We start from the raw sequence: 25887 nt of genomic DNA, 5'->3' as shown, positions 1-25887 counted from the left end.
ACCCTGATGTCGAGGGAATTTCCCCTCCCTACACCCTACACCCTACACCCTACACCCCCTCTAGCAGCGCTATAATTGTCGCGATCGCTCCTTAGCCACCGAAAAAGAAACCGGGTTTCTATAACAATTTTGGTGAGATGACAGAGATTTTCCCTAGAAACCCGGTTTCTGGCTCTTTGTTTCTGACACAAAAAGCGATCGCCGATAGGGATAAAGAAATCAATTGATAATTATCAATTGTCAATTATCAATTATCAATTGTTTAAAATCGCTCCCCAATTCCGAAGTGAATTTGGTTGCCACCCTCGTTATTGATCCCGTAATCGATCCGGATCGGGCCGAGGGGGGACTGAATGCGGACGCCGCCGCCGAAACCGACACCGCTTCCGGGTTTGCCGCGGATGCCGCCGGGGTTGCCCTGGACGGTGCTCTGAGTCCCCAAAGCCGAAGCCCCATCAACGAATAACGCCCCGCCGATCAAAAAGTTGCCCACCGAAAACACGGGAAAGCGGTACTCAACGGACGCCAGGACGAAGCTGCGAGCCGCCCCCAGGGCACCTTCCTGCCAGCCGCGGACGGTATTCGCTCCCCCGAGGGGGAATGCTTCGTAGGGGGGGAATTCGCCGATAATTGTCCCAGCTTGGAAATTGAGCGCCAGGGCTTGGGGGGCGTCGGGGACGAAATCCAGGATGCTGACCGGGAAATAGTGGCTGTAACTGCCCCTAACCCGGTTGAAAAATAAACTCCCGGAACCGAGGGGGACCGCCTGTTCCGTCCCCACCCGGAAGGCGTAGCCGGAGGTGGGAACCCGGGGATTGTTGCGCCGATCGCGGGCCAGTCCGAACTGGAACGTAAATAAATCGTCCTCGCCGTCCTCGCTGGCTGTAAGCAGTTTGCCCTTGTCGTCCCGGGGGGTGATATCACCGTCAGCGTCCGTCACTTCCACCCGCTGATATTGAAAACCCAAAGAACCGATCCAGTCGGGCCGCACGAACGGATTTTCCGCCAAGGGACGGGTGAAGCTGATGCCGCCCCCCGTCCGCACCACTCGGGGGCGATCGTCATTGGGGAGGCGCACGTCCTCATCCCCCTCTTCAAAAATCACAGAAATGCCCTGCCGCCGGAAGGCATTCACGGTGTAGGAGGTGCGGTAGGGGTCCCCCGCGATCCAGGGGTCGGTGAAGCTCAAATCCACCAGCAGCACCCGTTCCCCGACCTGCACCTCTGCAGCCAACTGGTGGTTGTTGCCCCCCAGGTTCGTTTCCCGATAACTCAGGGTTCCGAATAAACCCGTCGCGGAACTGATCCCGCCCCCGAAGGCGAGGGAACCGGTGCTGCGCTCGATGACGTTGACGATCATGGTGGCTCGGCGGGGATTGTCGTCCCCCGGTTCGAGTTGCAGTCGCACGTCGTCAAAAATCCCCAGTCCGAACACCCGGGCTAGGTCGTCCTGGGCGGTTTGTTGGTTGAAGACATCCCCGGGCTGGAGTTCGATTTCCCGGGTGATGATAAAGTCGCGGGTGCGGCCTTCGATGGGGTTGCCGTCGGCGTCTACCGCGTCCCCGTCTTCATTCAGAAACCGCACTTGGATATCCTCGATCACCCCTTCGGCGACTTCCAGGGTGACGATGCCATCGGTGGTGACGTCGGGCGCATCGATGATCTGGGCGAGGACGTAGCCATTTTCCTGATACCAGGCTTCGATCGCCTCAATGCCCTCTTCGATACGGTTGAGATTGATAATATCGCCGAGTTGATCGGCGAAACTTTCGTCAATAATTTCTGGTGGGAGAACCTGCTCCCCTTCCACGACGATCGCTTGTAAGGGGGGGTTGGGTTCCACCTCGAACGTGACTCGCACCCCCAAAGGCGTGTCTTCGGGAACGGCCCGCACGTTGCGGAAAAAACCCGTGGCGAAAATGGCGTTGATGTCTTGCTGGAGTTGGGTACGGGTGGCGGTGCGTCCGGGTTCGATCGCGATCGCATTATAAACCACATCCACCAATTCCGGATTATCCGTCCCCGCCACGGCGACTTCGGCGATCAATACCTCCGGTTCGGCTTGGGCGGGTGCGGGTGACGGGGGCGTGGTGGAAGGGGGTTCAAAGGTGGGCTCGGGGGGCGGTACGTCTTCGGTGGGATCGACAGCATCCTGGGCCAGCTCCAAGGTATTTGCCATCGCCAGCTCGAAGTGGATCGATTCTAAAAGGCGGACGGCCCATTCGGGTTCTTTTTGGGTGTGGGATGTCGTTGGGGTGTGGGGCGGTTTGTTGAGCGCCAAACTCTCGTTTTGTTTGACATCAAATAAGGGCGATCGCACCTCTTCTGTGGGGATTGGAGAGGGTTTATTAAAAGCCAAACTCTCGTTTTGTTTGACATCAAATAAGGGCGATCGCACCTCTTCTGTGGGGGTTGGAGAGGGTTTATTGAAAGCCAAACTCTCGTTTTGTTTGACATCAAATAAGGGCGATCGCGCTTCCCCCGGGGCGATTTTCGCTTCCCACAAACTAGCGAGAGTCCCATCGGCGATCGCTTTGGACTTCTGAAAATCTGGGTGTCCTTCAAACCCTCCCGACGGTTCTTGATATTCCGTCGGGGGGAGTGCAGATGTTTCACCCCTCGCCGAATTAGCCAATCCAAACGTTGCCGAGGCGGCAAAACACGCCACAAAGAAAGGAGAGAAGCGTATGTCGTTCACACTATTGGACATCCACACACCAAATAATCAGCCATCCGTCATCGGTCACGGCCTGAAGCGGGGATCGCCGACGGGTTCCCCGATTTTCGGACACCTGACACCTGACAAACTGTGAAATTTTACCGCATTCTGTGGCATTGTCTCACAAGATTGTGGCAATCCCTTCAACCCAAACGGGCGACGACCCTCGCCAAGACTTGCTCGTAAGCGTTTTCCACGTTTCCCAGATCGTGGCGGAAGCGGTCTTTATCCATGACGCGGCGGTTAGGATCGGTTTCGGACTGGTCCCAGAGGCGGCAGGTGTCGGGGCTGATCTCGTCGGCCAGCACCAACTGTCCGTCGGTGGTGATGCCGAATTCCAGCTTGAAATCGACCAGGGTGATGCCGCACTCGCCGAAGAATTCGGTCAGGATGGCATCAATTTGGCGGCTGAAGGTTTCGATCGCCTCGAGTTGTTCAGGAGTCGCCAACTTCATCAACAATAGGCGATCGCGGGTCAGCAGGGGGTCGCCCAACTCATCATTTTTGTAGCAAAATTCCACCAGCGTCGGTTCCAACACCGTCCCCGTCGGAATTCCCGTCTGCTTGCACAAACTCCCCGCCGCGATATTGCGGACGATCACTTCCACGGGGACGATCTGCACCCGCTTCACCCGCATCTGGTCGGGGGCCGGAGTGTCGATATAGTGGGTGGGAATCCCCTTGGACTCCAGAAGTCGGAACAAATGGGCCGAAAGGGTGCAGTTGATTTCCCCTTTTCCTTTAATTGTCCCCCGTTTCTGGGCGTTGAAAGCCGTGGCATCATCTTTGTAGTAGGCCAGCAACACCTCGGGATCGTCGGTGGGATAGATAATTTTAGCTTTGCCTTCGTACAGTTTTTGGCGATCGGACATATCAATTTTGCGTCGAATGATTTGCTGCTAATTTTACAATAATTGGGGTGTCGGGTGTCGGGATTGTAGGGGCGCTGCGTCTTGCGCCCTGATTTGAGATTGTAGATTCCCCCCGAGTCGAGGAGTGAGAAGTCAGGAGTCAGAATTTTCTCTTTTTTCCCATTCCCCATTCCCCATCCCCTACACCCTACACCCTACACCCCACACCCTTCTAATACGGTTTTGCCATCAACATGACAGACGATCGCCCCAAAACTCGGTAATAATTTCCGGGGACGGAGGGGGCGGTTTTCTCGTTGCAGAAATCATTGGGGACAGCCAGGGCGGTATCAACGATGCGATGCCACCGTTTGTTTTTGGGGAGGGGGGGCAGTTCAAATAGCAGGGGTTTCCAGTAGGCGTTGAGCATGATATGAAGGTATTCGTCGTGCTGTGGGTGGCGGAGGCTGAAGGCGATGGTGCGGGAGTAGTCGGCCCAGTCGGGATGGTGGAGGCGGACGCCGTGCCAGGTGATATTCGGCAAGTGACTTTTGGAGTCCATCACCAAGATGCTTTCGATGCGGAAAATATGCAGTTTTTGGGTGAGGCGGATCAAGTTTTTGACGAACCGCAATAAATCGGCGTGTTGGCTGATGTCACTCCAGTCGAACCAACCCAACTCATTATCTTGGCAGTAGGCATTATTATTTCCCCGCTGACTCCGCCGCACTTCGTCCCCCATCAGGAACATCGGCGTCCCTTGGGAAACGAGTAAAACGGTCCAAAAGTTTTTGATCTGTTGGTTCCGCAGGGCTTCGACGTAGGCATCATTGGTGGGGCCTTCATAGCCGCAATTCCAACTGCGATTGTCGTTGTGTCCGTCCCGGTTATTTTCGCCGTTGGCTTCGTTGTGTTTCTCATTGTAGGAGACCAGATCGTTGATGGTGAAACCATCGTGGCAGGCGATAAAATTGATGCTGCAATGGGGTTCGCGATCGGGTTTGGGGTAGATGTCGGGACTGCCCATAATTCGATAGGCGAGACGTTCGACTTGTTTCGGATCGCTCTTGATAAAACTGCGGACATCGTCGCGATATTGTCCGTTCCATTCGGTAAAGCGATCGCCCGCAAAAGATCCCACTTCATAAAGTCCACCGGCATCCCAGGCTTCGGCGATCAGTTTCGCCCCCGCCAGCACCGGGTCCGATTTAATAATCCATAAAATCGGGGCGTGTTCCATCGGTTTTCCGTCGCGATCGCGGGAAAAAATGGAAGCCAAATCGAATCTAAATCCATCGACGTGCATCTCCGAAACCCAGTAGCGGAGACTGTCGATAATCATCTGGCCGGCAATTTCGTGGTTGGCTTTGATCGTATTGCCGCAGCCGCTGTAGTTGCTGTAATAGGCGGGATTGTCGTCTTCGAGCATATAATACATCGGGTTGTCGAGGCCCCGAAATGAGAGGGTCGGCCCCTTTTCGTTGCCCTCGGCGGTGTGGTTGAAAACGACATCTAAAATCACTTCAATTCCCGCCCGGTGAAAAGCTTTCACCATATCCCGAAATTCATCAACTGGCCCGAGGGGGTCTTTCCGAAAACTGTATTGACAGTGGGGGGCAAAAAAGGAAATCGTGCTATAACCCCAATAATTCTTCCGGGGGGGAACGGCATCCTGTTCGTCAAACTGGTGAACCGGCATCAATTCCACCGCCGTAATTCCCAGGTCTTTTAAATAGGGAATTTTTTCGATCAATCCGGCGTAGGTTCCCCGTTTTGCGGGGGGAAGGCCGGAGTTGGAATTGCGGGTGAAACCGCCGACGTGAAGTTCGTAAATGACGGTTTCCGAGTAGGGGATTTCCAGGGGTTTATCTTCTTCCCAGTCGTAAACCGTGGGATCGACCACCACCGCTTTTAAGGCTTTGGCGCAGTTGTCACCGCGAGTGGAGGCGGCTTGGCGGCTGTAATTTTCGGTGTTGACGACGGCTTTGGCGTAGGGGTCGAGGAGGATTTTTTCTTTGTCGAAGCGATAGCCCATTTCCGGCTCGAACATCCCGTAGGCGCGGTATCCGTAGATTTGTCCGGCTTTGAGTCCCCGGATGAAAATGTGCCAGTAGTAGAAGGTTTTGTTCCACTGGGGGTCAAAGGGGATGACGCGGGAGGGTTCAGCGGCATCGGGTTCGTCAAAAAACAGCAACTCCAGGGCCGCACAGGTTTTGGAGAAGACGCAAAAGTTGACGCCATCGCGGTAAACAGTCGCACCCAGGGGAAAACTCTGGCCGCGCAAAATCTCGGGATTCATGCAGGTGGACTCCTTATCAGATTTCAAGACGAATGGTGGTGGGACAAACGGGTTCCGAATGGAGCCCGAATCGCTTGATTTTGGAGCGATTCCAAGATTTTGTCGAAAAATCTGTTAAGATTTTAAGCGATCGCGAGACCGTTCGGACGTCAAATTCTCATGAAAATTGAGAAACCGGGTTCCGCCGATCGCACTCGCAGCGAAATCGATCGCATTTTGAGAGTTCGAGAACGGTTCATTTGAACGCGAGGGGAAGGGCGATCGCAATTCGACCGGCAAAAAGATGGAGTCATCATCGCCGAGTCCGTCCAAAAACGTCCCGATCTATAATCCTCTGCGATCTCGACTATTTCAAACAATATAACGACAGTTACGGATCCCCGGCGACGAAGGCTTAAAAATTGTCGCCCGCACCGGGCGGCCGATAACCGAAAAAAAAGGATGCGATCGGGCGGAGTGCGTCCGGCCGACCGCCATTCCGTCAAAACGCGATACACTGAATGATGTCATCGAAGTCCCATCCAGAATCAACCCTTCCCCGATCTGCTATTCACCCGATTTGAATGCCATCTGAGAGTCCGTCCCTAAGTCTCGCGATCGCCCGTCTGAACCCCCCCGAAGCCAACCACTTTGCCACCTGGGTGGTTGATTCTCCCCTTCCGAGCGGCTACGTCCACCACGACTGCATCTTGCCGGAATCCCTCTCGCAACTCTGGCAGGCCTGGTTGGAAATGTTTTCCCCGGAAAGCGCGTCCCCTTCCCTCAGCGATGCCGCCGCCCAACTCACCCTGCCGCCCGCCTCCCCCGACCTAGACCCCAAACCCAGCTACAGCAGCCGCCTGATGCAACACCTGGGCATCCACCTGTGGCAGTGGCTGTTTCAAGGTCCGATCCAAAATAGCTTCCACCGGTCCCAGGGCATCGCCCTCGGACAAGAAAGCCCCCTGCGCGTGCGGTTGGACGTGCGAGACGCCGACCTAATCCCCCTGCCCTGGGAAATCATGCAGCCGCAACCGGGCCAACCCGCCATTTCCCTCAACCAGCGGCTGCTGTTCAGCCGCACCACCTGCGACGTCAATCCCCTCAGCGCGCGCCAAGTCGCCGAATCCCTCAACATCCTCCTCGTCCTCGGACACAACGAAGTCCCCCCCTCCCAACCGACGGGGACGGCGATCGAATTCCTCCCCGACCATTTCCCCCTGCTGGAACTGGAGGGGGAAGCCGCAGAACTAACCCGGGTGCTGGCTGGAACCCCCCCGTCCTCCGACACCGGGCGGGACGACCGCGTGCCCTGCTTCGTCAACACCCTGATCCGGCCCAGCGTCGCCGAACTGATCGCCGAACTCGAAAGCCGCCGGGAATCCGGCCAAACCCCCTACAACGTCCTCTTCTACGGCGGACACGGCATCCCCGCCCCCGACGGCGGCCAGCTCTTTTTGCAGGCCGACACGGCGATCAACGGCACGGAACTCGCCCAAGTCCTGGTGCGCTGCGGCATCACCCTCGCCGTCTTCAACGCCTGCTGGAGCGCCCAACCCGCCCGGGAACAGACCTCCGAAGTCCCCTACCAGGCCGTCCCCGGCAGCAGCTTGGCAAAAGTTCTGATCCACCACGGCGTCCCCGCCGTGTTGGGGATGCGGGACTCCATCACCGACGAGGAAGCCCTCAGCTTCATCCAAGTGTTCGCCCGCGCCCTCTCGGCCCGGATGCCCATCGATCGCGCCGTCGCCCTCGCCCGCCAGCATTTGTTAGCCCTGTTCAAATTCAACCAACCCGCCTGGACCCTGCCGGTACTCTATATGCACCCGGAATTCGACGGCCAACTGATCGAACCGGCCGACGAGATCCGCACGGAACTGCCGGCCAACTCCCCCACCGGGCTGGGATACGCCGTCCCCCGGGCCCGGCTGCGGCTCCACGCCCCCGATCTGCCCCCCCAAATGTGGCCGGTGGAAGGGGGCATGGTGCGGGTCGGACGGGGGGAAGAGAACGATATCGTACTTCAGGAACGGTGGGTTTCGAGCCGGCACGCCGAGATTTTCTGCCGCAACGGCGACCCGGAAACCCGGGAGGAACCGACCTACTTTCTGCGGGATTTTTCCCGCTACGGTACCCTCGTCTTCGACCGCCAAGATTGGCAGCGGGTTCATCACCAAGAAGTTGCCCTGCGATCGGGAACCCGGTTAAAATTTGGCAGTTCTCAGGGTCAGGTTTTGGAATTTGTCATCGAAACGCCGCCCCCCGCCCCTTGAAATTGTCGCTTGCGGAATCCCCGAGACGGGGGCTGTAGCTATGGGGGTGAGGCAACGAGGCGGTCATCCGCCGGTTTTTGACTTCTCGGAATTTTCCCCCTTCTTTTCAGTTACGCCATTGACTGAATTGGGCGAGGTGAGGAACTTAAATTGAAGATGACCCCATACTTACACTGGCCTTGAGCCCATTTTTGATGACCGACAAAGGAACGGATCGATGACGAATTCTCAATTTCCCCAATCTCAGGCGGAGTCGGACTTCTTGGAGGTTTTGCTGGACTCCGACGAGACAGCCTACCCCTGGAACCCGGAACAGCCCGAATCGGACGCTTATTTTGAGGCAGCCGAAGCCGACTTTTCTCTCTCAAACTGTTTAGGCTCTGACGACCTCCCCCGCAGATCTCGAACTTTCTTCGATCGCGTCGAACGGCTCTGGCCGGCGGTTTCCCTGCACGAATCCCTGCGGGAACGCTTCCGCGATCGCATCCCCGAGGACATCTTACACCGGCTCTCGAGGGCCGCCGCGGACCTGACCCGAGATCTCTCCGCCCAAAGCGCATCCCTGGCGGACCGCCTGGTATTTTGCGTGCGCCCAATTCTGCCCCAGTGGGACGAGGAGGATTTGCAAGTCCTCGCCCGCCCGATGGCCCACGCCATGCGGGGAAAGGAAAACGGGGGGGCGGAATCGACCCGGGCCAAGCGGCAGTCGGCCGGCTGGGAGGATCTCTCCGCCGTCGAACAGGCCCGCGGATGCCTCGCGGTCGCCCGCTACGCCCTGGAGATCGCCCAAAAGGGGCAACAGTGAAGGCGAGGTCGTCGGGGGGGAAAATCGGGCATTTTCCCCCTTCCTCCCCCCGCCAGATTTGTTGACCGGGGTCGCCATGCCGCACAATAGCAATAGGTGAATCTCAGCCCCCGGGTTCAGAGCAAATCGCGAACATCTATGTACATCTATACCACCCCCAGGTTTGACGGACAGGCGAAACAGCACGGCATTCAAGGCCAGGTCGCAGAATTGTTGGTGGCAATCCGGAATCAGGGCACCACCGCCGTCAAAGCCCTGTTCGAGTGGAATTACCCCTACCTGAAGCGGCCCGTGAGAAACCTGAGACTGCTGGGGAAAATCGTCCGATTTCAGGACGAGCGGGTGCTGTGTTTGCTCGACGTTTTCACCCGGGGAGGCAAAGAATACGAAGCCTTTCTCCGCAACCCGGAAGAGTACGGCCGCCAGTATTTGGACGTTTTGGTGGGCGATGCCGACCTGGAAAAGAGTATCCGGGCCCAGCAGGAAAAACAGCGGCAGCCGTTCCGCCAACCATTTCTCCCCGACCGCTATCACAGTTGGCTGCAGCGGCCCACCTGGGCGAGAAATACCGCCGATCGCATCATCTGCGAGAGCGAAGTTTGGGTCAAACAATTTCAGCGCCCAGACGTCCGCGACTACTGGCAAACTTATTATGAAATCGTCGTCGGGATCGTGGAAGGGGAAGCCCCGGCCCGGCCCGCACCTTGGCCGAACCTTTACCTGAGTCAAAAAAGCCATTATTCCGTCTTTTATAGCGCCCTCGAAACCGCCGACCGCACCAGCCGGGGCGTGGTTTTCTTGCTCGCCAGTTTCGCCGAACACCCGACGGATGCCGCCTTAGAAGAAGTCCTCCGACTCACGAATGTTGTGACAACCGATGGGACTCACTGCATTTTTTCCTCACCCGTCACCTTCGATATTCTGTCCCGTTATACGCGCCGCGCCTACCCGGATTATTTGGTCGTCGAACCCGAAATTTGGCTGGAAGTCGAGCGGGAATCCGGGATCAATTTAGCCCTGTCCGTCGAAGAAGAAAAAATCCTCCACGAACTTTCGAGCCCCGACGTCGAAGACGCTTCCCTGCCCCTGTTCATCAACGGCCGGGCGGGGAGTGGAAAATCGACGATGTTGGTGTATCTGTTCGCGGACTACTGCGATCGCTACCGGAAAACCTACGCCCGACAGCAACAGGATACCGTTTTAGGTCCGCTGTTTTTGACCTACAACGAACGCCTCCTCGCCCGGGCCCGGGAGGGGGTGGAAAAACTCCTCACCAATCACCACCGATTCCTGATCGACGGGGACCCCAACGGCGGGTCAAAATTGCCGCCGCTCGACCCCTGCTTCCAATCCTTCCAAGAGTTTTTAATTCACCTCCTCCCCCCCGAAGAAAGCGACCGCTTCGAGAGCGATCGCCACATCTCATTCTACGACTTCCGCCGCCACTGTTCCCGCCGCCACAACCGCCACTCCCCGGAACTCTGCTGGCACATCATCCGCACCTTTATCAAGGGTTACAGTCTCTCCGGCCAGGATGACGGGTACATGACCCCCGACGATTACCAAGAAGTCCCCCGCCGGGAACAGACCATCTCCCACGAGGTGTTTTCCAGCATCTACAAACAGGTCTGGCCCTGGTACCGCCAACTGACCCGAAACGGCCACTGGGACGACCAAGATCTGATCCGGCGGGTTTTGGAAGTCAAGGGACACGACCTGCCCAAATACACGGCGATTTTTTGCGACGAGGCGCAGGATTTCACCAAACTGGAATTGCTGCTGATCGTGCAATTGTCCCTATTTTCCGAGTGCGATTTGTACCCCCCCGTCCCCAGCTTGCCCTTCGCCTTCGCCGGCGACCCGTTTCAGACCCTCAACCCGACTGGGTTCCGCTGGGAGAGCGTGAAGGCGACCTTTTTCGACCAGGTGATCTCCAGCCTCGACCCGGACCGGCAACTCAATTTGGGGATGTCGTTTTACGAGTTGGAATCCAACTACCGCTCCAGTCCGGCGATCGTCAAAATGACGAACCTCATTCACCTGTGGCGGCACCTGCTCTTCCACATTCCCAAATTGAAACCCCAGGAAGCGTGGCGGCCGATTATCGACTCCCGCCATCCCCAAAAATTTATCTTTGGCCGGCGCAACTTTTCCCCGGAAGCCCTGGAACGCCACGTCGAAAAATCCCCCATTTTTATCGTTCCCTGCGAGGCGGGCGGGGAGTTGGAATACATCAAAAATGACGAGTTTTTGGCACCGCTTTTCCCCGATGCCTCGGAAGAACATCCCCCCAAGAACGTCCTGAGCGCCATCCAGGCGAAGGGGTTGGAATTTCCCTTGGTTATTTTGTACAAATTCGGGGAACAATTTGCCCGAGAGTTCGGGCGATCGCTCTGGGATTGCTGGGGGGTGAGCGAGGAACACCCGTTGGAATTGGAGTATTTTTTCAACAAGTTGTACGTCGCCGCCAGCCGGGGAATGTCCGATCTCGTCGTCGTCGATACAGAGGCCGGAGACCAACTGCTCTGGCAGTACGCCACAATTGCGGCGGAAAACAGCGAGAGTCCCGAGTTGCGACGGTGGTTGGAACGGGTGGAAAATCGCCCCCTTTGGGAGGGTTACATCGGCGGCGTCGGGTGGGGCGAAAATCTCGGCGACCTGGACCTCGACAACCGGGAATCCCAGGCGAAGGAATTTGAGGAAAATGGGCGCAGCCAGAAAGATGCCGTTTCCCTGCGACGGGCGCAACAGTTTTATCGGGAACTCGGAAAGCTCGAAGAGGCGGATTTGTGCGAGGCCTGGGCGCTGCGGTTCGACCGCCGCTTCCTGGAGGCCGGATTGATCTTTTTGCGGCGTCTCCGGGAGGACGAGGCCTGGGATTGTTTCTGGCAGGGGTGCTGTTGGCAGGCGTTGCAGGACTGGTGCCGGCAATTTCCCGGGCGTCGGGGCGGGGAACGCCCCCTGGTGGAGTTCATGGCCGCCCCCACCAAGACGGCGGAGGAGACCTGGCAATTGACCGGGTTTCTGGAGGAGGCTTTGGCGGAAAATCGCCCCAGGGAGAATCGGCTGTCCAAACCTTGGAAAGCGGCGGTGAAGGAGTACGCGGCCCAGGTGAAGCGGATTTTGGGCGAAAAGCAGTTATCGCGGGGAGAGTGGCGGCGGTTGGGGGAAGTCCTCGAAGGGCTCGATGAGGCGAAATATGAGGGGCTCTTGGAGGTGGCGGGGGAGTGTTTCTATCGGGCGCAAAACCTGCGGCGGGCGGTGCGCTGTTGGCAGGATTGTGGGGCGACGGACCGTCGCGATTATAATCTGGCGGTGGCGGAGTTGTTGGAGTTTCCGGAGGGGTTGCCCTATTTGGAGCGGGCCGGAAATTGCGATCGCATCGTCGCCGAGTGGGACCGGGCCGGACGTCCCGTTACCCCCCAGTGGTTGAAGTATGGGGAATGCGTGGGGCGGGTTCTGGAGCGACAGAACCGGCACCGGGATTGGGTGGAATATTTGGCGAGGAGCCGGCAGTGGGGGGAGGCGATCGCGGCCTTGGAGCGCTGTCCCAAGTCGGAGATGAAGGTGCTGCAGTTCGATTTGATCCGGCAACTGGCGCGATCGAATTTGACCCCGGAACAGGTGCGCGAGTCCCGCTCCCGCTACATGACGCTGCTCGACCGCATCCTGTCTCGCCCCGACTGGGCTGACTATCTCGCCGTCCCCGAGGTGGGGGTCGTTTTGGAGAAAATCGGGGATTTGGTGCGGACGCTGCGATTTTACGAGCGGTTCGTGGGGTCAAATGACCCCCATTTGCGGCGGTTCGCCCGGGAGCGCTGGATGGTCAATAAAATCAAGCAGCAGCAGTATGCCATGAAGGTCGAACCGACTCGGGGGCCGGAAATTCACCGGGAAATTGAGCGCCGGGCGAGGGCTTGGGGCATCCGCGTGGCGGCGTTGCCGGCCGATTTGCCCCGGGTGGAGCGATCGCCCGAGGCGGATTCCCCGGGGCGGGAAACCGCTAGGCTGCGGGGATTGCCCCCCGGCGTTCCGGTGGTGCCCCTGAGTCGGGACGGCAATTCCTACAGTTTCCGCATCGACGCGGTGGAGGTGCGGGTCGTCCGGCGGGAGGACCGGCTGTGGGTGGAGATCGCCGATTTGCAGACGTTGAAGACGTTGAAAATTGAAGTGGACGGCCGCGGTGCCCGGGTGCGGATCGGAAACGTGCTGGTGGGGGCCGCGGACGGGGAGCGCCTGTTTTTTCAGGGGCCGGCCGAGGGCTGCGGCGGCGCGATCGTCTACCGGGAGAGCCCCCCGAGGGTGGAGTTGAAATTGCGCGATCGGCCCGGGGCGATCGTCGTCTGAAGTCAAAAGTCACCCATTCAAAAGTCAAAATCAAGCGATCGCATATCCGGTAAAAGGGCGGACTTCGGGCGGCTTGAAACCCCAGACAATATGCTCTTTGGGAATGCACGCATTTTCCCAATCCAATGGGATTCCGTCTTCGGTTCCCTCCCGCCGAATCCAGACTTTATCGCCGATCATATCGATGTGAATCGTGCAGCCGTGTTCGTAGCGATGCCCTTCCCAACCGACGATCAGAATCAGATAGGGATCTTGCCGGCGATCGAAAACCGTTTCCTTTTCGACTTGAGTGTAAGAATAAGGAATCGCCGCATAATTCCGCAGCACTTGCTCGATCGCATCTCTCCACTGTTCTAAATTGATGGTAGCCATCGTTCGATACGACTTCGGGGGAAATCACCGAGAATTCTACCCGCTTCTCCGGGCCGCACGCCCCGGAGAAGTTGAGAAATGATACAAATTCACCTGGGCGTCACCCCGGAGATGGTACAACGGGAAAAACACTCGAATGGGAGATACGGATATGCAATTCCAGACCGTCATGCAGGAAGCCTGCTACGAGAAAGTGATCACCTGGATGCGGGAACTCTACGGCAAATTTCCCTGCGCCAGACAGGATGTCCCGGGACTAGCCCTGTTCATGGGGTCGGCCCTGGTGGAGGTGTTTGTCTTCCCCTGGGGGAAAGATGACGCCATCATCAATACCCGGTCCTACGTCGTCACGGGGACGGAACTCACCCCAGACTTGATGCGGTTTCTGCTCCGAGAAAATAGCAACATGAGATTCGGTGCCTTCGGCATCGACGAGCAGGGCGATGTCTTGTTCGAGCATACCATCGTCGGCTCGACCTGCGACAAAGTGGAACTGGAGGCGTCGGTGAATGCGGTGTTGGAAATCGCCGACGATTACGATGACAAAATCGTGGAACGCTGGGGGGGGATGCGGGCGCTCGATCGCATTCGATAAGATTGATACAAACATCGGTTTCCGGCCTCGCCCGACAAGGGCGAGGGGTTTCAAGCCAGCCGCGATCGCCGACACCATTTCATCGTCGCGAGTCTCGCCAACTTTGATGTTAATTTGTATGGCTTTTTTTTCGGTTAATCTGAGCTGAGTCCGCTGGTCTAGCCCCCGGGGCGTGCGGTGCCAATTCACCCAAATCTGCGGGTCGGCGACATGGGAATAGGTCGCCAGCAGTTTGGGAACCATTCTCTGATTTTGCTGAGATCCGACGGTCAGGAAATGGGGATCTAAGGAACGGATGCCGACAACCCGAGCCAGTGGCCGGAGCCGTCGGCGACTTCCCGGGGGCCGACCGATTCCCGATTCCCGACTTTTTTCGGTTCCTCAACTGGCCTGCCGAGAGGCAATCTTTTCAAAATAAGCTTGAGTTTGCTGGAGCAACTGCTCGCGGCTGTCCTTGGCCTGGGTCAGTGGCGGAACCAAGTTGCGAGCTTGTAACGTCATGTGGAGCTGCAGGTCGGCCACATATTCGCTGACATCCTGACGGAGGGAACAAGCGGGGTATCTGTCCATATTTAAGTTCACAGTGTTCTCGTCTCTCAATCTAAGGTGTTCCAAATCACGTATAGAAGGTATCATGCACGTCAAAGCTCTCAGCCATCCTCGTAATGATCTTTAATCTTCGCGACCCGTTCGGTTACAATCCTTTACATTTTAACGGCGGGTGTCCGGCGCCGACATTGGACCCGACGGCGAGGAACTCGAATCGAAACGCCGGGGTCCTGTTTGACCCCCAAATTTTCTGGGTAAACTGAAGTCAACTTAGAATGGCCGAACTGCCGGACAACCCCGAAAATCGACAAAATGCCAAATTTTATCGGGGTTGGCTCCGATTGCGCGGACGGGGGTCTGGGTGAAGTGTTCTTTTCCCGTTTTTTTGAGAGTGGCTCAGGCTCAGTGTTAGAGACGACGACCAGTGATTCATCAAGGAAGGTGTCCTTAAATGGCAAACATCATCGGTACTTCTGGCCCGGATACACTATTTGGAACCTCGGAACCCGACCAGATTCAAGGTTTGGAAGCAGACGATACGCTGTTGGGGTTTATTGGGAATGACTCTCTGTTTGGAGATGGCGACAATGACTTTCTGTTGGGGGGTCGAGACGATGACAGTCTCGAAGGCTCCGGGGGAAATGACACCCTGTTCGGCGAATTGGGAAATGATACCCTCGACGGGGGCGAAGGGGACGACTTCCAGCTCGGGAACGAAGGAGACGATGCCATTCGGGGCGGCCCCGGAGGCGACACCCTCTACGGCGGCCGGGGAGCCGACACCCTCTTCAACGGCTCCGGAGACGACCAACTCTTCGGCGATCGCGACAACGATATCCTTTATACCGGTTTCGGACTCAACACGTTGACGGGGGGTGCGGGGGCCGATTTATTTGTCATCGGTTTGGGTTTGAACGGGGGCCGGGCCGATATCATCACCGACTTTCGCTCCGGCTTCGACCTGATCGGGTTAGCCGACGACCTGGAATTTGCCGATTTGGAATTCGTGCAGCAGGGAAACGACACCCTGATCCGCGATCGCCAGACGGGAGAGCAACTAGTCCTCGTAGAAGCGACGGATCGCACCAGCCTCAGCAGCGCCAACTTCACCCGGAGCATCGGCACGATCACGGCCGTCCTGGAATTTGGGGAAGAAGGAACCGACGTCGATGAAAATTCGCTCTTGCAGGTTCCCCTCGTCCGCACCGGTTCCCCCCTGGACGCGGTGGGGGTCCAACTGGTCCTGGCCGGGGACAGCGAAGATATCGTCGCCGATGTCCCGGTGGTGTTTGAACCCTTTGAAACGTTCAAATTCGTCACGGTTCCCCTGGCGGACAACGACGCATTTCAGGGGGCGCGATCGGTGACGTTGGCCCTGGCTGACCCGACCGGGGGCGCCACCATCGGGGAACAAAATCAATTTTTAATCAATATCGAGGACGACGAATCGCCGCCGCCGGAACCCCCACCCCCGCCGCCGCTGCCGGACGTCGATTTTTCCGGCACGGCGCCATCGAATTCCACGATCTCCGTGTCCGTCTCCCCCGACATCGTGGAAGAAGATAGCGGCGAGAGTTTGGTTTACACCTTCACCCGAACCGCCGGTTCCATCGGCGTCCCCCTGGCCGTGGATTTTTCCGTCGTCGAGACAGCAGACGGTGCCGTTTTCGGGTCGGATTACACGGTCGGCGGGGCCGCCACCTTCGACGGCGAACGGGGGATCGTCGTGTTCGACGCCACGAAAGCCACGACTCAAATTGAGGTGACTCCCGTGGCCAACGATGTCTTCGAGCTCGATCGCACCGTCGAGCTCGAGCTCGATGCCTCGGGATACCTGTATACCGCCAATCCCGATGCCTCGACAGCCACGGGAACGATCGCCGACGACGACCCGCCCCCCGATCCCCCGGCCTACGATTTCACTCAAACTAACTTCACCGTTTTTGAAGGCAATCCCGACGAACCGCGGACGGCCGAGATTACCATCGAGCGCTCTTTCGATACGGAGATCGAATCCCGGGTCGATGTGGTCATCACGCCGCTGACGGCGACTCCGAACGAGGATTACGTCCCCACCCCCGTGCCGACTCCCGTCCGGTTCGAGGTCGGCCAAACTGAGGCGGTGGTGACGGTGGAACTGATCCCTGACGAAGACGAGGAACCGGCGGAAACGGCCCGTTTATCTTTCGACAACTTTTTCATCGATACCGCCGTGGGGGAAATCGAGGGGGGGCAATCCGGCCTGACGAACCCGGAAGCCACCCTGACGATCAATGACGACGACGGGACGCTAACCTACAACTTCGGCAGCAATCTATTTACGACCCTCGAGGGGAGCGCAACGAATGTCACCAATGTGGTGACGGTCGAGCGAAGCGGAAGAATTTCCGAACCCTCGTTCGTGACGGTCGAGTTGAGGGGCCGCAGTGCGGTTCTGGGAGAGGATTTTGAGCCGTCGTCAACCACCCTCAATTTCGAGGCCGACCAGGTTTCCCAAACCGTCCCCATCACCATTTTTGGCAATACCGAAGTTGACGCATCGACCCGGACCGTGAATCTGTCCCTGGTTCCCGAAGACGGTCAGCTCGTCGGAGAAATCAATCCCACGGCCCAATTGTCGATTCTCGACGACGACAGCATCCCCACCTACGACTTCACCGAAAATTCTTTCACGGTGAGCGAGGCGGCGGGTATCAGCGACGTCGTGACCGTGACCCGGGGCGGCAACACCTCGGAGGCTTCGTCCGTCGATGTGGTCTTGCAGGCGGAGCCGGGAGAGGATGTGGTGGAGACGCGAGTGACCGTGAACTTTGCCCCGGGAGAAACCGTCCAGACCGCGCTGATCGAAATTGTTGACGACGAAACGGCGGAACCCACCGAGACGATCGCCCTCTCTTTTGACAACTTCGAGCCGGCGGGACAGGGTGGCACGACCGCCACGGCTACTTTGCAGATCTTGGACAACGACTCGCCCCCGACGTACAATTTCGCCGAACCGGCCTACGCGGTGGAGGAGGGAGACGACACCAACACCGTCAACGTCGTCGAACTGCTGCGATCGGGGGACGTGACCATCGAATCGTCGTTAAATGTCATTTTGACGGGAATTTCGGCGACCGCCGGCAGCGATTTTACGGACGGTCCGATTCCGATCCAGTTCGGCATCGGGGAAACCAGCCAGAGGGTCCCGGTGGAGCTCCTCGGAAATACCTTGGTGGAAGGTGACGAAACCCTGGAACTGAGCCTCACCAATTTTAGGGAAATCGTGAACGGACAGGAGCGGATGGAGGGGGCGGCGGGAACGCTGAACCCGACGACGGAGTTGACGATTCTCAATGACGACGTGGAGACGGTGACGCTGGAGGCGATTACGGCTGAGGCTATCGAGCCGACCATCGATTACAACCAGACGCCGCCGGTCGTCACGGAAGGCAGCAGCGCGGCGATCCGGATCAACCGCGCCCCGGATACGTTCGGCAATCTAACGGTCAATTTGACCCTCTCGGGCAACCGTATTTCCTTGGATGACTACCAACTGCAAGTCGGTGACACCGTGATTCCCACGGACGGCTCGACGGCGACGGTCACGATCCCGGCCGATCGCACCAGCGTCGATGTCCAGTTGGTCCCCCTCGACGACTCCCAGGCGGAAGCGGACGAATCCTTGAGCTTCCGTTTGGCTGCGGGGAATTACACCGTCGATCCGGACCTCAACCAGGCGACCCTGACCATCTTGGCTAATGATACGGCGGTGACGCGGTTGACGGATACGACGGACACCGGCGAAACGGCCTACTTCGCCCGGGGCGAGGGGTCTTTGCGGCAGGCGATCGCCAACGCCGAGAGTTTGGCCGGTTCCGATCGCATCACCTTCGAGGGCGAGGCGCTCTCGGGTACCCTCGACCTGGTGGGGGCCCTGCCGAATCTCGACAGCGACATTTTCATCGACGGCCCCGGAGCCGGCAATTTGACGATTCGACGAGGCGCGGATGCCACCGAGGAATTCCGCATCTTCACCGTCAACGGCGGGACGATCGTCATCGAGGGGTTGACCCTGACCAACGGTTTGGCGCCCGGAACCGACCTCGAAACCGAGGGGGGAACCACCTCCGGCAGTCGGGGGGGGGCGATGAACATCACGTCTACAAACAGTAACGTGACGGTTGAAAACAGCGTCCTCCGGGACAACGAAGCCAACAACGGGGGTGCGATCGCCAACTCCGGCACCCTGAACGTCGTCAACAGCGCGATCGCGGACAACCTGGGGGTCAACGGTGGCGGCATCATTGTCATCGATGGGAGCGTCAACGTCACCAACAGCACCATTACTGGCAACAGCGCGGAAATCGGGGGGGGAATCTTCAACTCCGTCGCTAACCTCACCGTCACCAGCAGCACGATCGCCAATAACAGTGCCATCACCAACGGCGGGGGCATCCGCAACATCGGCGGAACTGCCAACTTGAGGGATGTCCTGATCGCCCAAAATACGGTGGGCGAAAACGGCAACGCCCCCGATGCGTCGGCGGCGGCGGAATTCGCGTTCAACAGTGGTGGCAGTAATTTGATCGGGGACGGCAGCGGTGCGGCGGGTTTGACCGACGGAGTCAACGGCGACATTGTAGGAACTGCGGAGGAACCCATCAACGCCCTGATCGGTCCGCTGCAGGACAACGGCGGGCTGACCCCGACGATCGCCCTGTTGGAAGGCTCCCCGGCCATCAACGCCGGCAACGGCTCCTTCGGCGACCCCTTTATCGATCCGGGAGAATTCGACCAGCGCGGGCCGGGATTCCCCCGCATCGTCAACGATGTCATCGACATCGGGGCCTTCGAGTCGGATTTCTAGGGAAGAATTGAGAATTGATAATTCTCAATTCTCAATTGGTTTTCTTCCCCGACTCCCGACGTTACGGAATCGGTCCGTTGGCGGCGGCTCGGGCGGCAGCGGCCTCGTCGGGGTGGATGTTGAGGCGGGTCAAATTGATGCGGCCTTTGCTGTCAATTTCCCGCACCTTGACGATCACCTCGTCCCCGATCGCCACTTCGTCTTCCACCCGCGGCACCCGGTAGTCCGCCAGTTGGGAGATGTGGATCATCCCCTCTTTACCGGGCAGGACTTCCACGAAGGCGCCGATGGGAATGATCCGCGTCACCCGGCCCGCGTAGACGTCGCCGGCGTTGAGCTTGCGGGTCATGCCCTGGACGATCTGGTAGGCACGGGCCGCTTTTTCGCTGTCCGTGGAGGCGATCGTCACGGTCCCGTCATCGTCGATGTCGATCTTGACGCCGGTTTCCTCGGTGATCCCCTTGATTGTTTTGCCACCCGGGCCGATCACCAGCCCGATCAGGTCGGGGTCGATCTTGAGGGTTAGCAGGCGGGGGGCGTAGGGGGACAGGTCGGGCTGGGGCTTGCTGATCACCTCGAGCATTTTTTCGAGGATGTGCAGCCGCGCCGGTTTGGCCTGGCCGATGGCGTCGGCGACCACTTTCAGGGGCAGGCCGGTGATTTTCATGTCCATCTGCAGGGCGGTGATGCCCGTATCCGTACCCGCCACCTTGAAGTCCATGTCGCCCAAAAAGTCTTCGATGCCCTGGATATCGGTGAGGATGCGGACCTCTTCTCCTTCCCGGATCAGGCCCATCGCCGCGCCGCTGACGGGTTTGGCGATCGGGACGCCGGCGTCCATGAGGGCGAGGGTGGAACCGCAGACCGAGCCCATCGAGGTGGAGCCGTTGGAGGAGAGCACCTCGGACACGATGCGGATCACATAGGGGAACTGTTCCCGGCTGGGCAACACGGGCAGCAGGGCCCGTTCTGCTAAGGCGCCGTGGCCGATTTCCCGACGACCGGGCGATCGCATCGGTTTAGTTTCCCCGACGGAGTAGGGGGGGAAATTGTAGTGGTGCATATAGCGCTTTTCGTCCTGGGGGTGCAGGTCGTCGAGATCCTGGGCGTCGCCGGGGGTTCCCAACGTCGCGATGGAGAGCACCTGGGTGAGGCCGCGGTTGAACAGGCCACTGCCGTGGACGCGCTTGGGCAGGAAGCCCACCCGGCAGGAGACGGGGCGCACCTGGTCTAACTTCCGGCCGTCCACCCGCACGCCTTCTTCGACGATTTGCTGGCGCATCAGTTGTTTGGTGATGTCCTTGAAGATCGTCCCCACCGCCTTGGGGTTTTCGGCGGTAAACAGTTGCAGGGGGTCGTCTTCGGGTTTTTCGGCGATCGCGCTGACGACGTGTTCTTCTTTGATGGCGTCGAGGGCCGTATCTCGCTCTACCTTGCTCAACTCGAACTGGGACAAAACCTGTTTCACCGGTTCCGCCACCCGTTCGCGGATGAACTCGATCAGGGTCGGGTCTTCCGGCAGCGGTTCTTCCACCGCCTGTTCGATTCCCAATTCGGCAATAATTTCCTTCTGGGCTTTGATCAGGTCTAGAACCGCCTCATAGCCGAAGTCGATCGCCTCGATGACGTCGTGTTCGGGCAATTGGTTCGCCCCGGCTTCCACCATCACCACCCCATCGGGGGACCCGGCGACGACCAGATCCAAGTCGCCGTTGCGGATTTCTTTGTAGGTGGGATTGATGATAAAATCGTCTCCCACCAGCCCGACGCGCACCCCGGCCATCGGCCCGTAGAACGGAATCCGAGCCAGCAACACCGACACGGAGGCGCCCGTCACGGCTAAGACATCCGGCGGCACCTGCTCGTCCATCGATAGGGTGGTGGCCACGATCTGGATGTCGTCCCGAATCCACTGGGGAATCAACGGACGCAGGGGGCGGTCAATCAGACGACTCGTCAGGGTGACGCGGTCGGGCGGACGGCCCTCCCGACGCAAAAATCCGCCGGGAATGCGCCCCCCGGCGTACAGTCGCTCTTCGTAGTCCACCAACAGGGGGAGAAAATCAATTCCCGGTCTTCCTTCGGCACGGGTTGCGGTGACGAGAACTGACGTATCTCCCGATTCGATCAAGACGGCTCCACCCGCCTGAGGCGCTAGTAAACCTATCTTCAGCCGAATATCCCGTCCATCAAAGGATATTGACTTTTCAATCTCTTCCATGTATTCTGTCTTCCTTCTACCACAAATTCTCACATTTTCGCCATCGGAGCACCTGACCCGAAACGGGGGAGCCATCCCAGGTTCCCACTCGTGCGGTCGTCGTGCGCCCGGGGTCGGTTCCATACTTCTCAATTCCGTCGTCGGCGATCGGAACCCCCGTTGTTGACCTGGGTCGAGAAGTGTCCGCACCCCCCCCGAGCTCTCGTGACATCCCCCATCATCTTGACACAATTGGCATTTTCAAGGTTGATGTCGGGCTAACTGTCGGTCAGACTCAATCCTGAAACCCGGATGTCCGCCGTTTGCAAGATTTACAAACAATTGGGGCGATCGGGTGTTTTTCCAGCAGTTAGGGGTCGGCTCTTAGATATTGGCATCTATTTTAGATCATTTCTTGAAACTTTCAACGCGGAGTCCGGCGACGATCGCATTCCTGAGAAAGTCGGGAATTTTCGCCCCGGAAGTCGCTCCTCCATTTCGGCTCGAGCGATCGCCACCTCATCGATTGGCTGTCTGATCGCCCGGGTGGGGGTATCATCTGAGAGTTGGGAAAAGCGGATTTTTGGGAAACGCGATCGCGATCGGGGGGAAATCTGACCGTTTATTTCCGCCGAGACAAACGGCCGCGATCGCCCGCCAACAGATATGATAACTTACAATAAAGCCGTCGATCGCCGCAGTGAGCGCAATTTTTTGATGTCAATCGATCGGTCGATCAACTCAACTCTCCGGCCGAACCGATCTCGACCGATCGACCCAATTGGGAGTGCACAGGATTAATTCGGATGGCAATTTTACACGGAACCTGGCGGATTCAACCCCCAGAAAATTATGTTTTGATTTGGGGGGAAACCTGGCGCCGACTCGCCCCCGGCGACCGTCTGAAGGTCGGGGAAATTGCCCCCCACCCCTTCGTTATGGGCCGGGACGAACTGTTGGATTGGCCGGCGTTCGGCCAGTCGGACCTGACATTATCTTCCGCCGAACCGGTTACAGAAGCGATCGCCGCACCCACCCAATGGAACCCGGAGACGGGGGAGATCTCGCCTCTGCACTCCGCCACGGCCCCGGAAGATGGCGACGTCTGCCTCTACCCCTGGAAAATCGAAGCATTCCGCCTTGCCCCCCTCGAAGCCTTTGAGCTCTTTCAATCCCTGCCCTTGGGGGCGATCGATCCGGACTGGCTGGGGGCCGACCTGCGATTTTGGTCCCACGTCGCCCGCTGGGCCCTCGATCTCCTCGCCCGACGGAAATTTTTGCCCGTTTTGACGGAAAATAATATCGCCCGCTGGCGACCCCTCCTCGACAGCGCCACAGACCGCGCCCGACTGCTGCAATTCGCCCGCCAAATGCCCGCCGCCTGCCGGATGTACGGACTCGAAACCGAATTTCGGTCGAACGGCCCCTGCATCCCCCGACCCGCCCCCGCCCGGGAGTTGCTGCTGGAGGTCCTCGGCGAAATCGTCGATACCCAAATCCGCCCGGTGGCCCGGGAAGTGGAACGGAAGGCCCTCGCCAACACGGCCCTTTTGCAACCCGCCGTGGAAGGGTGGCTGCGGGGTTTGGCCGGGGATGCCGCCGGGGTGGAGGCCTCCAATTCCGACCGGGAAGGGCTCCGCGCCAGCCTGGAGAGTTGGACCTCGCCCCTGCAACAGTCCCTCGCAGATCTGACCCAATTTCGCGCCGGATTCTCCCTCAAACCCCCCGGGGGCAAAACCAAAACCTGGCGGTTGGAATACGGCCTGCAGGCGATGGACGATTCCGATTGTGTGGTGGATGCCGAAACCGTCTGGAATCATCCGGTGGAACGCTTCACCTGGGAGGGGCGGACGGTCCGCAATCCCCAGGAGACGCTGTTGGGGGGGCTGGGACTGGCCTCGAAACTCTACCCGGCGATCGAATCCAGCTTGCAGGAGGCCCGCCCCCGGGTCTGCACCCTCACTTCCCAGCAGGCCTACGAATTTATCACCCGCGTGGCTTGGCGGTTCACTGACAGCGGTTTGGGGGTGATTTTGCCGCCGGGACTGACGAACCGGGAGGGCTGGGCGAGTCGCCTGGGGTTGAGTATCCGCGCCACGGCCCCCAAGGGCAAGTCGAACGGGCGGATGGGGTTGAAAAGTTTGTTGAATTTCAAGTGGGAACTTTCCATCGGCGGACAGAGGATTTCTAAGGCGGAATTCGATCGCCTCGTCGCCCGAGAAAGTCCCCTGGTGGAAATTAATGGCGAGTGGGTGGAATTGCGCGATCGCGACGTGAAAGCCGCCCAGGCTTTTTTTGCCACCCGAAAAGACCAGATGACTCTATCTTTGGAAGATGCCCTGCGGCTGGCGACGGGGGACACCCAGACGGTGGAACGGCTGCCGGTGGTTAATTTTGAAGCGGGGGGAAAATTGCAGGAGTTGTTGGATGCGTTGACGGACAATCGCTCCATTAAAGCGATCGCAACTCCCAAAACATTTCGGGGGGAATTGCGCCCCTACCAAGCCAGAGGTTCGGGTTGGTTATCATTTTTAGAACAGTGGGGGTTGGGCGCCTGTCTGGCGGACGACATGGGTTTGGGAAAAACCATCGAATTCATCGCTTTTTTGCTGCATTTACAGGAACAAAAAATCTTGGAACGCCCGGTTTTATTGGTTTGTCCGACTTCGGTTTTGGGCAATTGGGAGCGGGAAGTGAAGCGGTTTGGGCCGACTCTAGCCACCCTCGTCCACCACGGCGACAAGCGATCGAAGGGGAAAAATTTCCCCAAGGTTGTTAAGGATAAAAATTTGGTGATTACCAGCTACGCCTTGACGTTCCGGGACGAGAAAGAATTGCAAAGCGTCAACTGGCAGGGGGTGGTTTTGGATGAGGCTCAAAATATCAAAAATCCCGAGGCTAAACAGTCCAAAACCGTGCGGATGTTGGAGGCGGATTTTAAGATCGCCCTGACGGGGACTCCGGTGGAAAATCGCCTGTCGGAATTGTGGTCGATATTGGAATTTTTGAATCCGGGATATTTGGGACAGAAGGTGTTTTTTAACCGCCGATTTGCCATTCCCATCGAAAAGTACGGGGATACGGAGTCTTTGCAAACGTTGCGATCGCTCGTCCAGCCGTTCATTTTGCGGCGTTTGAAAACTGACAAAGATATCATCCAAGATTTACCGGAAAAACAGGAAAATACCGTGTTTTGTTCTTTGGCGGTGGAACAGGCGAGTTTGTATCAAAAATTGGTGGATACATCTTTATCGGAAATCGAGTCCGCCACGGGAATTCAGCGACGGGGGATGATTTTGGGTTTGTTGGTGAAGCTGAAACAGGTGTGCAACCACCCGCTATTGTTGGGGGCGAAATCTAAGGGGAAAGGTAAAAAAGAGAGTTTGCCGCCCCAGCAGTCGGGGAAATTGCAGCGACTCAACGAAATGTTGGATGAGGTTTTATCGGAGGGCGATCGCGCTCTGATTTTTACCCAATTTGCGGAGTGGGGAAAGCTGCTGAAACCCTATTTGGAGAAGCAGTTAAATCGAGAAGTTCTGTTTCTTTACGGGGGGACTCGCAAAGCACAGCGGGAGGAAATGGTCGATCGCTTCCAGCAAGATCCGCAGGGGCCGCCGATCATGATATTATCATTGAAGGCGGGCGGTGTGGGTCTGAATTTGACCCGGGCAAATCATGTGTTTCATTTCGATCGCTGGTGGAATCCGGCGGTGGAAAATCAGGCGACGGATCGCGTTTTTAGGATTGGACAAACTCGCAATGTGCAGGTGCATAAGTTTGTTTGTACGGGGACGTTGGAAGAGAAAATTCACGATTTGATTGAAAGTAAGCAGGCGTTGGCGGAACAGGTGGTTGGTTCTGGGGAGGATTGGCTGACGGAGATGGATACGGAGCAGTTGCGGAATTTGTTGATTTTGGATCGGAGTGCGGTGATTGAGGAGGAATAAAAATCCGCAGATTACGCAGATTTCACAGATTTTAATTTTGTGGGGGATTGGGGTGGGGGGGATTGATGGGATTGTAGGGGCGAATGGCATTCGCCCTCCGGC

General features: G+C 58.0%; 15 protein-coding genes. 9 read left to right on the top strand and 6 right to left on the bottom strand.

The features are described from left to right. Positions 1-262 precede the first annotated feature (262 nt). A complete protein-coding gene (locus AC0QHF_RS20735; protein ID WP_473113737.1) occupies positions 263-2635 on the bottom strand; it encodes a BamA/TamA family outer membrane protein in 2373 nt (790 codons plus the stop codon). Positions 2636-2687: 52 nt separating this feature from the next. Between AC0QHF_RS20735 and AC0QHF_RS20730 the strand changes: the two genes are divergently transcribed. Further along, the gene (locus tag AC0QHF_RS20730; RefSeq protein ID WP_324706141.1) at positions 2688-2813 is read left to right on the top strand and encodes a hypothetical protein; all 126 of its coding nucleotides are present in this window, start codon (positions 2688-2690) and stop codon (positions 2811-2813) included. A 49-nt stretch (positions 2814-2862) separates the two neighbouring features. Here AC0QHF_RS20730 and purC read toward each other — a convergent pair whose 3' ends face one another. Then, positions 2863-3591, bottom strand: coding sequence for a phosphoribosylaminoimidazolesuccinocarboxamide synthase (gene purC / locus AC0QHF_RS20725; protein ID WP_324706137.1), 729 nt, complete (start codon positions 3589-3591; stop codon positions 2863-2865). A 211-nt stretch (positions 3592-3802) separates the two neighbouring features. Next, complete coding sequence (gene glgX, locus AC0QHF_RS20720; protein ID WP_324706136.1) at positions 3803-5869, bottom strand: glycogen debranching protein GlgX; 2067 nt, start codon at positions 5867-5869, stop codon at positions 3803-3805. A 239-nt stretch (positions 5870-6108) separates the two neighbouring features. Between glgX and AC0QHF_RS20715 the strand changes: the two genes are divergently transcribed. The 4 genes from AC0QHF_RS20715 to AC0QHF_RS20700 all read left to right on the top strand — a co-directional run bounded on the left by AC0QHF_RS20715 (position 6109) and on the right by AC0QHF_RS20700 (position 13273). Continuing rightward, complete coding sequence (locus tag AC0QHF_RS20715) at positions 6109-6267, top strand: diguanylate cyclase domain-containing protein (protein WP_324706135.1); 159 nt, start codon at positions 6109-6111, stop codon at positions 6265-6267. Between the two features lie 165 nt (positions 6268-6432). Next, the gene (locus tag AC0QHF_RS20710) at positions 6433-8121 is read left to right on the top strand and encodes a CHAT domain-containing protein (protein WP_324706134.1); all 1689 of its coding nucleotides are present in this window, start codon (positions 6433-6435) and stop codon (positions 8119-8121) included. Positions 8122-8338: 217 nt separating this feature from the next. Further along, positions 8339-8926, top strand: a complete 588-nt coding sequence (locus AC0QHF_RS20705; RefSeq protein WP_324706133.1) for a hypothetical protein — start codon at positions 8339-8341, stop codon at positions 8924-8926. 138 nt (positions 8927-9064) lie between these two features. Beyond that, on the top strand, positions 9065-13273 hold the full coding sequence (locus tag AC0QHF_RS20700) for a helicase domain-containing protein (RefSeq protein WP_324706132.1): 4209 nt from the start codon (positions 9065-9067) through the stop codon (positions 13271-13273). Positions 13274-13303: 30 nt separating this feature from the next. Here AC0QHF_RS20700 and AC0QHF_RS20695 read toward each other — a convergent pair whose 3' ends face one another. After that, the gene (locus AC0QHF_RS20695) at positions 13304-13645 is read right to left on the bottom strand and encodes a XisI protein (protein WP_324706131.1); all 342 of its coding nucleotides are present in this window, start codon (positions 13643-13645) and stop codon (positions 13304-13306) included. A gap of 151 nt (positions 13646-13796) precedes the next feature. On the opposite strand from AC0QHF_RS20695, the gene AC0QHF_RS20690 reads away from it, so the two are divergent. Continuing rightward, positions 13797-14240, top strand: a complete 444-nt coding sequence (locus AC0QHF_RS20690; protein ID WP_324706130.1) for a T3SS (YopN, CesT) and YbjN peptide-binding chaperone 1 — start codon at positions 13797-13799, stop codon at positions 14238-14240. A 381-nt stretch (positions 14241-14621) separates the two neighbouring features. Here the strand turns inward: AC0QHF_RS20690 and AC0QHF_RS20685 are convergent, their stop codons facing one another. Next, positions 14622-14810, bottom strand: coding sequence for a hypothetical protein (locus AC0QHF_RS20685; protein WP_324706129.1), 189 nt, complete (start codon positions 14808-14810; stop codon positions 14622-14624). Between the two features lie 430 nt (positions 14811-15240). Between AC0QHF_RS20685 and AC0QHF_RS20680 the strand changes: the two genes are divergently transcribed. Beyond that, positions 15241-19638 carry a Calx-beta domain-containing protein gene (locus AC0QHF_RS20680; protein WP_324706128.1) on the top strand — a complete coding sequence of 1466 codons (4398 nt, stop codon included), beginning with the start codon at positions 15241-15243 and terminating at the stop codon, positions 19636-19638. Between the two features lie 61 nt (positions 19639-19699). Here the strand turns inward: AC0QHF_RS20680 and AC0QHF_RS20675 are convergent, their stop codons facing one another. Further along, the gene (locus tag AC0QHF_RS20675; RefSeq protein ID WP_324706127.1) at positions 19700-21859 is read right to left on the bottom strand and encodes a polyribonucleotide nucleotidyltransferase; all 2160 of its coding nucleotides are present in this window, start codon (positions 21857-21859) and stop codon (positions 19700-19702) included. Between the two features lie 291 nt (positions 21860-22150). On the opposite strand from AC0QHF_RS20675, the gene AC0QHF_RS20670 reads away from it, so the two are divergent. Both AC0QHF_RS20670 and AC0QHF_RS20665 read left to right on the top strand, forming a co-directional pair. Continuing rightward, positions 22151-22456: a hypothetical protein gene (locus AC0QHF_RS20670; protein WP_324706126.1), complete on the top strand. Its 306-nt coding sequence runs from the start codon at positions 22151-22153 to the stop codon at positions 22454-22456. Positions 22457-22644: 188 nt separating this feature from the next. Beyond that, the gene (locus AC0QHF_RS20665) at positions 22645-25785 is read left to right on the top strand and encodes a DEAD/DEAH box helicase (protein WP_324706125.1); all 3141 of its coding nucleotides are present in this window, start codon (positions 22645-22647) and stop codon (positions 25783-25785) included. Positions 25786-25887: the final 102 nt, after the last annotated feature.

The sequence above is a fragment of the Lyngbya sp. CCY1209 genome (assembly GCF_055795065.1).
Note: the sequence above shows the minus strand (reverse complement) of the source record. Positions and strands in the feature narration are given on the sequence as shown.

Coding starts and splice junctions, on each gene's coding strand:
- AC0QHF_RS20730 (WP_324706141.1), top strand. CDS start 2,688: ATGTCGTTCACACTATTGGACATCCACACACCAAATAATCAGCCATCC.
- purC (WP_324706137.1), bottom strand. CDS start 3,591: ATGTCCGATCGCCAAAAACTGTACGAAGGCAAAGCTAAAATTATCTAT.
- glgX (WP_324706136.1), bottom strand. CDS start 5,869: ATGAATCCCGAGATTTTGCGCGGCCAGAGTTTTCCCCTGGGTGCGACT.
- AC0QHF_RS20710 (WP_324706134.1), top strand. CDS start 6,433: ATGCCATCTGAGAGTCCGTCCCTAAGTCTCGCGATCGCCCGTCTGAAC.
- AC0QHF_RS20705 (WP_324706133.1), top strand. CDS start 8,339: ATGACGAATTCTCAATTTCCCCAATCTCAGGCGGAGTCGGACTTCTTG.
- AC0QHF_RS20700 (WP_324706132.1), top strand. CDS start 9,065: ATGTACATCTATACCACCCCCAGGTTTGACGGACAGGCGAAACAGCAC.
- AC0QHF_RS20695 (WP_324706131.1), bottom strand. CDS start 13,645: ATGGCTACCATCAATTTAGAACAGTGGAGAGATGCGATCGAGCAAGTG.
- AC0QHF_RS20690 (WP_324706130.1), top strand. CDS start 13,797: ATGCAATTCCAGACCGTCATGCAGGAAGCCTGCTACGAGAAAGTGATC.
- AC0QHF_RS20685 (WP_324706129.1), bottom strand. CDS start 14,810: ATGGACAGATACCCCGCTTGTTCCCTCCGTCAGGATGTCAGCGAATAT.
- AC0QHF_RS20680 (WP_324706128.1), top strand. CDS start 15,241: ATGGCAAACATCATCGGTACTTCTGGCCCGGATACACTATTTGGAACC.
- AC0QHF_RS20675 (WP_324706127.1), bottom strand. CDS start 21,859: ATGGAAGAGATTGAAAAGTCAATATCCTTTGATGGACGGGATATTCGG.
- AC0QHF_RS20670 (WP_324706126.1), top strand. CDS start 22,151: ATGTCCGCCGTTTGCAAGATTTACAAACAATTGGGGCGATCGGGTGTT.
- AC0QHF_RS20665 (WP_324706125.1), top strand. CDS start 22,645: ATGGCAATTTTACACGGAACCTGGCGGATTCAACCCCCAGAAAATTAT.